Source organism: Fodinisporobacter ferrooxydans, assembly GCF_022818495.1.
In the GTDB taxonomy this organism is placed as follows: Bacteria; Bacillota; Bacilli; order Tumebacillales; family MYW30-H2; genus Fodinisporobacter; species Fodinisporobacter ferrooxydans.
Map to the genome: position 1 here is coordinate 2839438 of NZ_CP089291.1, position 14252 is coordinate 2853689.

Here is a 14252-nt window from a genome sequence, read left to right on the forward strand (position 1 = left end):
GATCTTGAAACCTTTCTGTTTCAAAGAAGCAGAGGGGTTTTTGTCTTTTGCGCAGTACAGCAATGCGTGCAGACAAAGGTTGTCTGGTATAATAGACGGTATGGAAATTCAATGAAAGGGTGGAAAGTTTTTGACTGTTCCGATTTCCAAACGATTACAAACTGTTGCATCGCTGATTCCCGGCAAAAGTGTCGTTGCTGATATCGGCAGCGATCATGCCTATTTGCCGGTATTTTTGGTGCAGTCGGGCAAGATCGATCAAGCGATTGCCGGAGAAGTGCATGAAGGTCCTTATCAATCCGCCCTGCGTACAGTCTTGGAATATCAGTTGCAAAATCATATAACGGTTCGTAAAGGCGATGGCCTTGAGGTCATACAACCGCAAGAAGTGGAAACGATTGTGATCGCCGGGATGGGTGGCGGTACCATTCTCGAAATCATCCGGGCGGGATTGCCCAAATTGATGGGTGTCAAGCGTTTCGTGCTGCAGCCGATGAATCACGCAGATCGGCTGCGTGAATTTCTGATTCAACACAATTGGGAAGTCGCCGATGAAGAATTGGTGTTGGAAGATGGGATTCTGTATGAAATCATCGCGGCAGAACCGAGTCCAAAGCCGCAAACATGGGAGAATTGGCAGTATGCAGTAGGGCTTCGCTTATTTGAAAAACGGCATCCATTGCTGGCAGAAAAGGCGAAACTCGAACTTTTGCGAATCGATCGCGCCCTGGAAGGTCTTGCGCGTTCCCATGCACCGGATACGGACAAACTGGAACAATTCGAAATGCTGAAAAAAAAATGGCTGGAGGTATTGGATGCATATGGCGAAAGTCGCTGATGTGATGCGCTGGATGAACGATTGGGCGCCGCCTGCACTTGCGATGGACTGGGATCGGGTAGGATTGCAAGTGGGGGATCCGAATGCACATGTGGATACGTTATTGGCAACATTGGATGTAACGGAAAACGTTGTTGCAGAAGCTGTCCAAAAAGGAGCGAACATGATCGTCGCACATCATGCGCTGTTATTTCAACCGTTAAAAGAATTGCGCCTCGATACGGAAAAGGGCCGCATCATTCAAAAGCTTTTGCAGCATGGGATTGCTGTTTTTGTCGCACATACCAACCTGGATATTGCGGAAGGCGGCGTCAATGACGTATTGGCAGAACGATTGCAACTGCAAGATGTGCGGATCTTGTCCAGACAACACAACGAGGAGCTTTTAAAATTTGTCGTATTTGTACCGGAAGAACAAGCGGAGCATGTACGTACGGCCATTTGTGAGGCAGGTGCCGGATGGATCGGGAACTATAGCCATTGTACCTTTAATACGGCGGGTGTCGGTACATTTGTGCCGCAAACGGGAACCGATCCTTTTATCGGAAAGCAAGGGCAGTTGGAAAAAGTCAGGGAAATCCGGCTGGAAACGATTGTGCCGCGGTCATTGCAGACGAAAATTATCGAGGCATGTTTGCAGGCACATCCCTATGAAGAAGTGGCGTATGATCTCTATCCTCTCGAAGTGATGGGCAAAGAGTATGGAATTGGACGAATTGGCGTGTTGCCAAAACCGATGACTTTAGAAACATTTGCTGCGTGGACAAAACAGCGGTTGGAAAGCAAACATTTGCGCTTTGTCGGTGACAAAGGGCAGCAGATTTCCAAGGTAGCCGTATTGGGCGGCGCCGGCATGGATTGGGCCAAGGAAGCAAAACGCTTGGGCGCGGATGTGTTTGTGACAGGCGATGTCAAATACCATGAAGCACAGGATGCGCAAACCATGCGTCTTGCAGTCATTGATGCCGGGCACAATGCCACAGAAAAATGGATTCGCGAAAAAATTTGCGAGGAACTTACCCGGCGCGGGCTTCAGGAACAAACGTCCATCCGCTGTATTGCTTCCGAAACGGATACGGAAACATTCCAACAGGTTTGAGTTCGAACGTCTATTTTCCGAATCGTCTCCATATAGTAATAGTGGGGGTGATTCAGATGACAGGCTGGCTTGGCACGGCAATTGTGGCAGTGATTCTGGCTTTGTCTTGTATATATTCCTATTCCTTGCTGCAATTATTTTTTTCCATTCGCAAATGTCCGGATTGCGGCAGGATCATGCAGAAAGTCAAGTACCAGAACCAAAATCCTATTCCGCAAGACCGGGATACGATTGTCTGCGAGTGTCCATTCTGTCAATCGAAACATTTCTCATCACGCTCCGGAAAAAAATTGACATTGCATCCGTAGGAATCGCTGCGACACTGTCACATTCATACGTATCGGGATTCCTTTATTCCTTTCCTTTCGCCAAGTTCGCGGCGTGCTGGCCTGCCGTGTAACCGGATGAAAAAGCGACTGTAATGTTATATCCGCCCGTATGTGCGTGCACGTCCATAATTTCGCCGGCAAAAAACAATCCCTGCATTTGCTTGGACTGCATCGTTTTCGGATCGATCTCTTTGATGGAAACGCCGCCGCCTGTGACAGTTGCCTGTTCGAGTGGGAGCGTCCCAGTTACGGGAATGGCCCACGCTTTGCAGGCATCCGCCAAAGCCGGAACCCCGTGTTTTGGCAAATGGTCGTAAGTACGATTTCCATCTAAATCAATCGACTGCAAAAGACAGGGAATCAACCTGTCCGGCAAAAAGGATTTGAGAAGATTTCGCAAAGTCTTTTTGGGATGCTGTCGACAAAGGGACACGATCTGTTGCGTCAGAGTATCTTTGGACAAGCCGGGAAATAGATCGAGAGTCGTCTGCAAGGTTTGCCGCCCGAATTTCTGTTGCGCTGTCACAACATAGTGACTGCAGCGAAATGCTGCCGGTCCTGAAATGCCAAAGTGCGTGAAAATCATATCGCCAAATTCGGTTGTGAGCTTTTTCCCCTTGGGATTGTATACGGTCAATTCGATATCGCGCAACGACAAGCCTTGCAACTCGTACAACTGTAGCCACTCCGGCTCTGCAGTAATTCCTACTTCGGTGGGAAATGGCGGTACGATGGTGTGTCCGGCGGCTTTTGCCCATGCGTAGCCATCACCGGTGGAGCCGGTCTTTGGAACAGAACAGCCGCCGACCGCCACAACCACCCCATGGCTGTACAAAAAGCGATGCCCCTGTAATTCCACGCCTTGACAGATAGCAGCATTCGCATCAAAAAGCAGACGTTTCACCGGCTGATCGAGCAGAATCCGCACCTGCAATTGTGCGAGATGGGAGAGCAGCGCATCAAGCACCGTTTTTGCTTTGTCTGTCACAGGGAACATGCGTCCCCTGTCTTCTTCCTTTAAAGCAATTCCCAACTCCTCAAAAAAGCGGATAATATCACGGTTTCCAAAGTTATGCAAGGAGCTGTGCATAAATTTTCCGTTTCCTGGTATGTTGCGGATCAGTTCCGGCAGTTCCTTGGCATTTGTCACATTGCAGCGGCCACCGCCGGAGATCAGAAGTTTTCTGCCAAGGCGGTTGCCTTTTTCCACAAGCATGACGCTTGCTCCATGCCTTGCAGCAGCAATGGCTGCCATTAATCCGGCTGGCCCTCCGCCGATCACGATCACGTCGCAGTCGATGTTTTTGTTTTGATGTGAGCGTATATCAGTAAATGGTTCGGTAAGTTTTTCGGCAAATGGCTCATTTGATTCATCTGGTTTTTTAACAAAAGGTGAAGCGGCAGTTTCCGTGTTGTTATATTCCATTCTTGTATTCCTTCCTTTTCCAATCGGACGATTCATGAATGCAAATAGGGTGCGAACATGATGTATAGATAATCCGCATATAAATAGGATTTCCACTATCATCAAACCATAGAAGAGACAGGAAGCGCAACATGGGCTGCAGAGTCGCAATCTGCAATCGGTTTGCAGAGAAGAATCGTTTTTCCGCCTGATGCAAACCTGTAAAACAGCAACTAAATGTTAAAACAGCAGTTAATAAAGGAAAATGAATATCCGCATATACGAAAAAATACTTGCAAGAAAATTTTTGTGCAAAACTTAATTTGCGATAGTTGACGGATCGAATAGAGTTATGGTATCTTAATCAAGTAAGATCAACGCCGGGGTGGCGGAATAGGCAGACGCAACAGACTTAAAATCTGTCGGGAGTTTCTCCCGTACCGGTTCAAGTCCGGTCCTCGGCACCAGCCGTGCGGTCATGGCGGAATTGGCAGACGCGCAAGATTCAGGTTCTTGTGGGGGCAACCCCGTGGAGGTTCAAGTCCTCTTGACCGCACTATATAAATCAAGGGTTTCAGCCATATGGTTGAAGACCTTGATTTGTTTTTTGACCGGATTTGCTAACATTTTGCTAACATTGCATTTTTTTGTGTAGGTTCGGGATTTCCGTAATGTTTGGAACTGTAATTGGTATCACTAAATTTGAAAAATATTTATTCCTTGTAAAAGAATTCGGGAATCCTTATAAGCTCATTTGTTTGCACTGAATTCCAATTCTTATGCTTGTTACGATGAGACACATGACTTATGCAGTTCGAGACAATAACTAGTAAATATCTGGTTTTGGCGTAGCCCAAAGAAGCATTACGTAATGCTCTGGCCAAAATAATTCAATGAGTCTTGCAAATTGCTGCACTTGTGTGTCACAATCAATAGAGATTCGCTGAATACCTCTGTGGTTATTCACGCGAACCTGACAACGAGTGTGGAAGAGGCCGCGAACCATTTCGCCGTGGGTGTAGCCTTCATCATCGCTCGTTTTTTCTTTGTTCAATTCAAAAAGTGCAACAGCTAACAAGGTCTCGGCAGTGAATAATAATTCGAAATGAGCATGATGGTGCGCTTGCGATTCAGAATGGCACTTCTCGAAAGCCAATTCTTGCTTAGCTGTACGAAAGAAAACCTCGATCCTCCAGCGTTTTACATATGTTTGTAACGCTTCTTTTGGGGCATCGTGGCGGTTACTTATAAGTAAATATGCACCTTTATAAGTGGCAGGTGACTCCTCACCTTCGGTGTCTACATCAGCCGAATTGGGTTGTTCATCCTCCTTTAACCGTATGGCGACTACAGCGGCGATTGGAACATATCTATGTTTCGTCACTTGCTTACCTTTGCGATTCACAGCAGTATAAGGACGCTTCATGTAAATCCCCGGAACGGAAATAGAGACCAACCCGGATGTCGCCTTTCGAGTTAAGTCTTTAAACACCTCACGGATGAGCATGATTGGAGTCAGCGGCACGAAGCGTTCCCTACGGGTACCAGGTTCGATAACTTTGCGGAATAAAGTTGTGTTACGTTTTGCTTTAGTCACCCAATCAAAATTGTTTTCTTCAAGAAATGTAAAAAATTTTTTACACAAGTACCACCGATCCATTGCTACCCACAAATGGCAAGTGACGGATTCACGTAGCATCAATAACATTTGCCTGGCAAGATCCAGTTTGGTAATACCTTCACCTTTTACTTCTGGCTTATGCCAGATACGGTAAAACAATGGATACTCCAATCCGCTTTTCAGAACCGCCTGAAGAGCCACGAGATTTGTCGCCCATACATGGACTTTCATTGAGTGGTCAAAGAGCCAACTGAGAAACGGAAGTTGCTTGGCATAGGGATGCGCACTGTGAGTATCATCGAGATTGACCACATCCCCATCGGTGAGTCGGGTCAAAGGATCATGCTGCAACCGCTCGACACGTTTCTTTGCGAATGTCACCCATGCAAACCCATTCGTGAAAAAGCGGCTTAACGTGTATTGAGCTATTTTCCAAGGCTGAAACATCGCCTTGAGTAATGCGTCCTTATCGACCAACTCAGCTATCTGAAAAACAGAAGAACAATTCGAAACAAGATCAACGACATAGAGAAAGCAAATGAACCATGACGGAGCTCCACTTCGTTTCATGATACCCGATTGAGTAAGTAAAAGAGATAAATCAAAGCGATCCCAAAGGCTTTTGAGAATGGGTGCTCCTGCACATTCTCCATGATTGAGTTCTTTAAATCTTGGTTTTTGTAATGTTGACATGAAAAGCCCACCTATAATCTAAAGATATACCCGGTAATTAAAGGTATCCTTCGCGATTATTGTGGTATTTTCTAAAAGTCAAGTAGTTTTTATGATATTTTTTGAAATATTTCAGACTATTCAGTGTCCTGTGATGATAACCAATTAATTACATGAGCTGCATAGGTCATGTGAGACAAAGAATTTTTATTCCATGTTTCAAATACAAGCGTAAAAGAAGCTTATTCTTTCTCCGAGTAAGCTTGAATGAAATTGGATCGACAAGGAAAGATAGCCATAGTTATTTTGCTCACTATTCGTCAATTGATTTTAGTTTGTTTTCTGTCTTTGAAAAAGGCTGTCAATTTTTTGTGCGGTGTTATTTTTCATCTCCATATCGGTATGCGCATAAATGTTTGCAGTAGTGCTTATGTCAGCATGACCGAGCCAAACCTTCGAATTTATAGCAACTCTCCCTTTGTCACGAATGAAACAAAGAGCAAGTTTCATTTCAAAGGACAACTTTAAATATATCTCGCAATAATCATAATGTATTCAATATATATGCAAGCAATTCTTAGTAGTCATACAAATTTAATCATTTCCATCTTTATCATGTTTTATACTTATGATGAGTTAAAGAGATAATAGTCAATACCAATTCTTATCGCTAAATAAAACTGAAAAATGATCTTCATTTACATGCAAAAAGATATCCCTATAAAAAGAGGCAGCCCAACTTTTTTGTAGTAGATCTTGAATGGATTGAGGAAAAGACATTTCAAGATCAAAAAATGTTTCTGATGCTCTTTTTTTCCATGTTTGAACATATTCGATCACCGCATTAACGTATTACTGTATGTTACAATTTTAGCATATTCTATTATCCAAAAGTGACTTTTGACCTTTTTGGGGCTAATCATATAAATGTACTGTATAAAGTGTGATTGACCTCTTGCGAGGACTACCTATAATGTATAGGTGTCAGGGATATAATATAGAATTGTTATTTTGTAATTTACAGTAATGATACACAGGATACCAAATATATAAAAGTTAAGAAGGATTGGTAAACTTATATTATTAGAAAAGGGAAATGACGGAAAACGTCGAATCAATACTTCGAAACTAGATGTATCTTTATTTATAAGGTGATATATATAATGCAATTTATCGATTTATGGTTGACATTACTTTTTTAGGTTTGGGGGAGAAAAATTGATTAAAACGTCTTTTGGCTTAGCTCAGTTAGATATTTTGGAGCCGCTTAATGACCCTAGCGTAATTACGTTTCCTATTCCTCCATTACAAAGAGTAAAAAGCTTTTCTGATGAAGAGTTTGAAGCATTTATAGGTGAATGGGCTATTTCCTGCGCAAAATCGCTATACAAAGATGTGTATAGAATTGGTGGTTCTGGTGATATGGGGTGTGAATTTGCACAATAAATCGGCTTAGGATTTGCAAATTATTTAGGTCCCATATCGAAAGATTTTAGGCCCCTTTTTCAGAATAAATTAGCCAATGATTAAAAAATTTGCACGCTTTCGCGGTCTTCTGGCGAGTATTTCATTCCACTATTATCCAATCCATCCTACTTCAACTACACTTTATCCCAATTCCGCTCTTGTTCAAATCGTTCATTCCCTATATACTCGTCTAATACGTGATCAAGTTTGCTTTTTTCCTAACGCGCTATCGCTTGTTGCACCCAGTAGAAAGGCAATAGCATTTAGCTATTGCCTTTCTACTGGGTCTAAGAAGTAATCACTTGTCACTCTTTGTTAATCGACTTTCACTTCGTATTTCTGTTTTGGATGTAAATAAAATCGAGTTTCCCGAAGGTATAACAGCCATTCACAGCCAAGTTCTATTCTACAAGGGATATACTCATAGCCTACCTTAATCTCGAAACAATCGCCGCAGTGAAGGTCGTAAGAATGGTCTATCTTTTGGATTTGCCAGCGTTCCTTGGCAGGACAATAGACGAGGATTCCTGGTTTTTGGGTTCGGGTCATCATGATTCTTTCCTTTCCTGAGAATATTTGGGGATCAGGGTTGTCCCCTTTGACTCGTTCTAAGCCATCCAAGCTATCTCAATGCCAGACCGCACTCCGGGGCGATGATCCGGATGACTTCGGCATCGATCTGTTCTTTTTTGTTTTGGCTGCCATATAATAGGGCGTGCATAGCCAATAAATTAATCAGGCGTGGATATCCATTGGAACAGGCACTAACAGCTTCTATTGCGTCTTCCGTGAAAATCGGATATTTCGCCCCGGCATAGGCAAGGTGATGCTCCATATATCCCTTGACCTCTTCCTTATCCAGCGGCTCGACCTGATGTCGAACCAAAAGCCGCTGGGATAAGGATCTATGTGGGTTTAACGACAGACGGTCCCGTAAGTAAGGCCAGCCGCATATAAGAAGGACAAAAGGATTCTGGGTATCCATGTGAAAATTAAAGAGCAGGCTCAAATCTTGTAAAAAGACATCTTTGGCCATTTGCATCTCGTCAAGGATGAAAACCGGCGTAATCTTTTGTTCGTAGAACAAACGGCTAATCGCCTGTTGGATTTGGCGAAACAGATCCACTTTCCGACTTTGTGGCTGTTCTCCTAGGCCGAAGGCCAATCCACGGTAAAAGTCAGTTACTGTTCCTGTAGACAACGGGAAATAGATGACCTTGTAGAGCGATTGGCCCAAGCCTTCGGCAAATGCACCCAAGGCGTAGGTTTTACCGGCTCCCGGGTCGCCGACAACAAGTGCCATGCCGCGAACCTGCTTCATGTAGGTTAAACATCCCATTGCTTCTTGAAAGGAACGGGAAGTATAGGGCGACATACCTTTGGTTTCCTTGGCAAAAGGGATTTTGGAAAGGGAATAGAATGCCATGATCATTCCCTATCTTCTCCTTTCCTGTCCATCCCTTGCATATCAGCGAAGGAGATGGCGGGTCGTTTTCGTTTTACATGAGCATTATCATGAAAATTCACTTCAGAAGCGCGAGCGACTGGTTTCCCGTCCTCATAGATATGCACGCCTTGTTCATCGTAACGAATCTCGATCTTTTGACCTATAAATCGCTCGGGAACTTCATACAGCTGGTTATTGAGCGAAAACGTTCCGTCATGTTTGACAGTTCGATTCTCCCGTTTAAGAAAGATAGGATCTAATTTGGCAGGGTCGTCGACCATCCGTACTTGATCAATCTGGGACAAGTACACTTCGAGCGGCATTTTTCCATTGAGAGAAGAATGTGGCTTGCGATGGTAGTCTTCCTCCAACCACTTCCAAAACCGTTCATTCAGTTCTTCCAATGAAGAAGCCGGTTTTGCTTTTAACAGCGAATAGAAACGCGTCTTAATCGTTCCGAACAGGCGTTCTATTTTCCCTTTGCTAGCGGCATCATAGGGCTGCGTGTGCAGGAGGTGTATGCCTAATTCTGCACAAGCCAAATGCAGCGTATCGGAACGAAAGATCTTGCCGTTGTCGGTATACAGCATCTTGGGAATGCCTCTGCGAAGCAAAGCTTCTTTCAAGACTGTGCGTAGCCCGTCAAATTTCTCGGATGGGACAAATTGCGCAAATGTGCATAGGCGAGAGCAATCATCGATCACCGCAATTAAATACGTCTTGATTTTTTTGTCGCCTGTACGAAGATATGGCCCATCTGACAGGTCGGTTTGCCAGAGCATATTGACCGTATCATGAGAAAACCGTTTTCGTTCGGGCGAACGCACTATCCCCTTCCCCAGCAATCCCTCCTTTTTCAGTAAGCGATAGATAGAGGTATAAGATACATCCTGCGGTAAAATCTCTCCTTGTTGCACCAATTGGTCATAAAACACCGTCACTGGCATTCCTTGATTTTCTTTACGCAGGGATACCAAGTGCAGCTGTAATTCACCGGATAACGATCGGGATTGTCCTCGATCCGAACGTGCCTGGGGCTTTAACGCGTCAAAACCATTACGGCGATATTGCCTTAGCCAAGCTAAGATTGTCTTGGGTGTAAATTCTTTGGAACCATAGTAAGGGACTTCGTGGGTTTTGGCAGACACCTCAGCCAAATATGTGGCGCGATCCACCTGTTCATTGAGCAAGGGAGCGATGATCCCATAGCGAAAAAGGGCCACGCGTTCCCGGTTTTGTTCATCCATTGGTTAAGTAGCCTCCCATTGTCTAAATTGGAAAGAACTGGCGCGCTTTCTCGTTCTTCCTTTTCGAAGGCTAGCCGGCTAACCATTACGATGCATTATAAAACCCGTACACGGTCCCTGACGAGGAAAAAGGTATGTGGAAACATTATTCTGTTTTGGCCACGGGTGATCCGTGATAAAATGAATGTGCCATAAAGCTGCTAATGTAATGATTGTGCCACTTTCGAATGAAGGTGACTCTGGGGAGAGTTTCAATCATATTCAGAAGCATTATGGCTTTTTCTATGGGATCTTCTGGGAAGATCTGTTTGTTCCCCTCAAGACGAAAGAACATCTCGATGATTTTGCTTTTGGCCATCAACCGTTTCCGGTAAAAACAAACTAACTGGCGGCTAAATAGCAGTACACAATAAGCCCAGAATAGTTGTAAGGTCTGCAAGATGGAAGAGAGCGTGTTCTGAAAGTAGGGAAGCAGAAAATCCGGAAGAATAGCGAATGTTTTGTTACATTTGGGATTCGGACATTTGTAACGGCAAATGGGAATCCGATATTCTGCATCGGTCTCGATCGCGTAGCGGTTATAAAAACCATGGCGTTTTAACTTCTGTTGGGACTTACAAATCGGGCAAGATTCAATCACAGGGAAATTATTGGCCCTGCCGAGCTGAAAATAACAGGGAAGATCAACTGGAAAATGATGGGTAATAATCACTCGAAACACCGCCCTTATAATTTGCAAAAAGTTTAGCAAATTGAGGCGGCATTAAAATAGCGGTAATCTGTTCCAATGTGCAAATGAGCACTTGTTTCCTGCGGAAACAAAGTGCTCATTCACAATATGGGGCGTGACGTCATTGGAGAGTATGAAGATGGAACGTATGATTATTATCAGTGCAAGAGATATGATGGAAAATTGAGCCCGAGTGAATATTGGCTAGAATTTGGAAAACTGTGCTATTACACTTTTAATAATGATATACCGTTGCCAAAGAAATATTATATAATCGCTTCTCAGGGTGTTGGTCCAAAATTGTTGAAAATAATAAAGAATCCCGAGTTATTAAGAAGAGAGCTTATTCAACAATGGGATAGCAAATGCTGTGATAGTATAATACGTGGTCAAAAAATTTCACTAGAAGGTCATCTTTTAGATTACGTAAATACCTTTGATTTTAATATTGTAGACACTTATTCTATAGAAAAAATTATTGAAGAGCATAGAAGAACCAACTATTTCTTTTTTAGATTCGGGGGAGCGATTAAGCCTCAAAGAGGTAGTGGAATTGCTCCACCTACTACACCTGAAAATAGTGAACTTAATTATATAAATAAATTGCTTGCCGCATATTCGCAAAACAAGAAAAAAACTATCGATTTGGTTACATTACAATCATTTTCAGAATTAGTAGCAGACTTTAATAATAATAGAATAAATTTTTATAGTGCTGAATCCTTGAAACGCTCTATACGTGATATTTTTTCAAACGAGAATCATTTCGAACTATTAAAACAAGAAATGTACAGTGGAATTATAGATTTTATAAAAAGTGAGTTTTCAGATGGGTATTTAAGGTTAATCAAAACTATGCACGAATCAACAAAGGTCAATTTGTCTTCTAGTATTATAGACAGAGAACTACACTTCGTAACTAATCAAGATAAAAAGGGGATATGTCATCATTTGGCAAATGAAGATAGAATAGATTGGGTGATGTAAATGAATAACTTTCCGATATTCAATACACCTTTAGAATTAGGTTTAAGATGCTTATATTTGTTAAAGGTTTCATATCCATCAAAATGTAGCCTTGATAGGCTGATTTTGCTTGATTACTTAACAATTTATACAAAAGACTCTAAAGTATCTTGTGATAGTCTACATCCTGAATACCCTTTAAGAACTATTGAGTTATATGGAAGGCGAGAAACTATAAAAAAAGGAATACTGTTAATGGCATCAAGGGGTTTAATAACCATTGATTGTGGAGAAAGTGGTTTTTCCTATTCAGCAAACTTTGATACAGATTGGTTTTTAGAAAGTTTTTCTAATAAATATTCAAAAAAGCTATTAGAAAAGGCTGCCTTAATAGAAGCAAGTTTCAGGGAGTTATCAGATATTGAACTGGAAGAATTTGTGGATACAAATATTAAATCTTGGGGAAAAGAATATACAAATTTTTTTCCATACAAGGATGGGGTTTTATAATGTATGGCTTTTATATTAAGGAATTACGAATTATCGGAAGTGGACTAGAAGATGCAGTTATTGTATTAGAAAAGGGACTTAATGTAATTAATGGTCCATCTAATACAGGAAAATCATATATTTTTAATTGCATCAATTACATGTTTGGTGCTGATTCTCTAAGGGAAATTAAGGAAAGCAATGGATATGAAAAAATTTTTTTAGAAATCAGAGATTTTGAAAATGATACTCCGATTACTTTACTTCGATTTATTAATAAAAAGGATATATTTTATGCTTTAACTGATATAAAGAGTTTTTCTTCTGTAGAACGATTTAAATTAAATCCCGATCATGATGCGAGTAGTGATAATAATATTTCTAAATTTCTACTTAAACAGATAGGAATAACAGAAAACAAATTTCTATTAAGTAACAAGAGCGGGAAAAAAAAGACACTTGGATTTCGCTCAATTGTAAATTTGTCAATGATTAGTGAAACAAAAATAATTTCTGATATGGATTCTCCTGTGTTTAATAAAATTAAAACAGATGAAACGTATTGTAAATCAGTTTTTAAATTTTTGCTAACTGGTTTTGATGATATAAATTGTGAGGAAATAGAAAAAGAGGAAATCAGAAAAGCTAAAATAGATTCAAAAATTGAATATATTAATAATGAAATATCTAAATTATTAAATGAGCAAATGGTTACACAAAAACAGTTGGATGATATTTCCTCAGATAAGATCGCTGATATCAATAAATATTCGGAAGAAATTTTAAAAGTCGAAAAATTAATTGAAGATAAACGTAAGGTTATTCATGAAAAAAAATTATCACAAAATGAATTAAATTTAAAAAGAAATCAATTATCACTATTGATTGAAAAATTTAAAATATTACGCAATCAGTATGAGAGTGATTTAGAAAGGCTAACTTTTTTACAAGATGGTGAAGATTGTTTAAACCAAATATACTTTAATCATTGTCCAATTTGCAATAGTGAAGTTGATAATGAAATCTTTAAAGAGGAATACTCTTTAGAAGTATTAGAAGCTTCTCAACAAGAAGAATCTAAAATAAAAATACATCTTTTGGAACTCGATAAAACAATTGAGACAACATATTTGGAAACTGAAATCATTGATTTTGCTATTCAGACCAATGATCTTGAAATTGATAAATACAAAAGAGAGGTTGATGAGCTAATTTCGAAAGAGTTAACTCCTCTAAAAAACGTATTAACGTCCCTTTTAGAGATGTCAAATATAAAATTTAAATTAAAAGATATTGAGGACAGAGTTTTGTCAAAGAAAGGCGAATTAATCAGTTTTATAGAAACTAGAAAACAAAAACAAACCCAACTAGATTATAACAGCAGTATACCTAAAGAAATCCTAAAAGAATTTACTAATGAAATATTTAATACATTAACTGACTGGGGTTATAAAGATCTATATGATATCACTTTTGATATAAAAAAACAAGATTTGATAATAAATGATCAGGATAGAAAAGGCAACGGTAAGGGTTACAGAGCCTTTTTCTATGCAGCATTTTCTGTATCATTAATGAATTATTTACTTTCTAAAAATCATCCATTTACCCGTGTCTTATTATTGGATTCCCCAATCACAACTTTAAAAGAAAGTGATCTTGAAAATGGAATTATAGAAGATGATGATATGATCGATATTTCTATGCAAGACTCATTATTTATATCATTGTCTAAAAATAGTGATAATAAACAAATTTTAATTTTTGAAAATAAACATCTACCTCAACAAGTTAAATGCAATCATATTGCTTTTACAAAAGGGAAAAGCAAGGGGAGATACGGCTTTTTTCCTATAAAGAATGACATACATTTAAAGAAGGAAATACATTGATCATAAACAGTGGAAAATTAAGTGGATTATAAGAGTTTAAAATGAATTTA

13 protein-coding genes and 2 tRNA genes are annotated in these 14252 nt (G+C 40.5%); 9 read left to right on the top strand and 6 right to left on the bottom strand.

Annotated elements, in window-relative coordinates:
• The first annotated feature begins 130 nt into the window (after positions 1-130).
• The 3 genes from LSG31_RS13500 to LSG31_RS13510 are packed head-to-tail and all read left to right on the top strand — an operon-like array spanning position 131 to position 2245.
• Positions 131-838 carry a tRNA (adenine(22)-N(1))-methyltransferase gene (locus LSG31_RS13500; RefSeq protein WP_347435618.1) on the top strand — a complete coding sequence of 236 codons (708 nt, stop codon included), beginning with the start codon at positions 131-133 and terminating at the stop codon, positions 836-838.
• Positions 816-1937: a Nif3-like dinuclear metal center hexameric protein gene (locus tag LSG31_RS13505; RefSeq protein ID WP_347435619.1), complete on the top strand. Its 1122-nt coding sequence runs from the start codon at positions 816-818 to the stop codon at positions 1935-1937. Before LSG31_RS13500 ends, LSG31_RS13505 begins: the two co-directional genes overlap by 23 nt.
• A gap of 56 nt (positions 1938-1993) precedes the next feature.
• Positions 1994-2245 carry a hypothetical protein gene (locus LSG31_RS13510; protein WP_347435620.1) on the top strand — a complete coding sequence of 84 codons (252 nt, stop codon included), beginning with the start codon at positions 1994-1996 and terminating at the stop codon, positions 2243-2245.
• Between the two features lie 43 nt (positions 2246-2288).
• Here LSG31_RS13510 and LSG31_RS13515 read toward each other — a convergent pair whose 3' ends face one another.
• The gene (locus tag LSG31_RS13515) at positions 2289-3692 is read right to left on the bottom strand and encodes a BaiN/RdsA family NAD(P)/FAD-dependent oxidoreductase (RefSeq protein WP_347435621.1); all 1404 of its coding nucleotides are present in this window, start codon (positions 3690-3692) and stop codon (positions 2289-2291) included.
• Positions 3693-4050: 358 nt separating this feature from the next.
• On the opposite strand from LSG31_RS13515, the gene LSG31_RS13520 reads away from it, so the two are divergent.
• Both LSG31_RS13520 and LSG31_RS13525 read left to right on the top strand, forming a co-directional pair.
• Positions 4051-4138, top strand: a tRNA-Leu gene (locus LSG31_RS13520).
• A gap of 5 nt (positions 4139-4143) precedes the next feature.
• Positions 4144-4227: transfer RNA gene (locus LSG31_RS13525), tRNA-Leu, on the top strand.
• 270 nt (positions 4228-4497) lie between these two features.
• Here LSG31_RS13525 and LSG31_RS13530 read toward each other — a convergent pair.
• The gene (locus LSG31_RS13530; protein ID WP_347435622.1) at positions 4498-5985 is read right to left on the bottom strand and encodes a transposase; all 1488 of its coding nucleotides are present in this window, start codon (positions 5983-5985) and stop codon (positions 4498-4500) included.
• A gap of 1197 nt (positions 5986-7182) precedes the next feature.
• Here LSG31_RS13530 and LSG31_RS13535 point away from each other — a divergent pair.
• The gene (locus LSG31_RS13535) at positions 7183-7410 is read left to right on the top strand and encodes a hypothetical protein (RefSeq protein ID WP_347435623.1); all 228 of its coding nucleotides are present in this window, start codon (positions 7183-7185) and stop codon (positions 7408-7410) included.
• Between the two features lie 336 nt (positions 7411-7746).
• Here LSG31_RS13535 and LSG31_RS23375 read toward each other — a convergent pair whose 3' ends face one another.
• From LSG31_RS23375 to LSG31_RS13550, 4 genes are all read right to left on the bottom strand, one after another.
• Positions 7747-7983, bottom strand: a complete 237-nt coding sequence (locus LSG31_RS23375) for a DUF5348 domain-containing protein (protein WP_430734200.1) — start codon at positions 7981-7983, stop codon at positions 7747-7749.
• A 70-nt stretch (positions 7984-8053) separates the two neighbouring features.
• A complete protein-coding gene (locus tag LSG31_RS13540) occupies positions 8054-8863 on the bottom strand; it encodes an ExeA family protein (protein ID WP_347435624.1) in 810 nt (269 codons plus the stop codon).
• Positions 8860-10125 (bottom strand): DDE-type integrase/transposase/recombinase, encoded by a 1266-nt coding sequence (locus LSG31_RS13545; RefSeq protein WP_347435625.1) that lies wholly within the window; start codon positions 10123-10125, stop codon positions 8860-8862. The genes LSG31_RS13540 and LSG31_RS13545 overlap by 4 nt, the downstream gene beginning before the upstream one ends.
• Positions 10126-10270: 145 nt before the next feature.
• Positions 10271-10837 carry a DUF6431 domain-containing protein gene (locus tag LSG31_RS13550; RefSeq protein WP_347435626.1) on the bottom strand — a complete coding sequence of 189 codons (567 nt, stop codon included), beginning with the start codon at positions 10835-10837 and terminating at the stop codon, positions 10271-10273.
• 126 nt (positions 10838-10963) lie between these two features.
• Here LSG31_RS13550 and LSG31_RS13555 point away from each other — a divergent pair, with 126 nt between their 5' ends.
• The 3 genes from LSG31_RS13555 to LSG31_RS13565 are packed head-to-tail and all read left to right on the top strand — an operon-like array spanning position 10964 to position 14202.
• Positions 10964-11842, top strand: coding sequence for an ABC-three component system protein (locus LSG31_RS13555; RefSeq protein WP_347435627.1), 879 nt, complete (start codon positions 10964-10966; stop codon positions 11840-11842).
• Positions 11843-12331, top strand: coding sequence for an ABC-three component system middle component 2 (locus tag LSG31_RS13560; RefSeq protein ID WP_347435628.1), 489 nt, complete (start codon positions 11843-11845; stop codon positions 12329-12331).
• Positions 12331-14202, top strand: coding sequence for a hypothetical protein (locus LSG31_RS13565; protein WP_347435629.1), 1872 nt, complete (start codon positions 12331-12333; stop codon positions 14200-14202). The genes LSG31_RS13560 and LSG31_RS13565 overlap by 1 nt, the downstream gene beginning before the upstream one ends.
• The last annotated feature ends 50 nt before the right edge of the window (positions 14203-14252 follow it).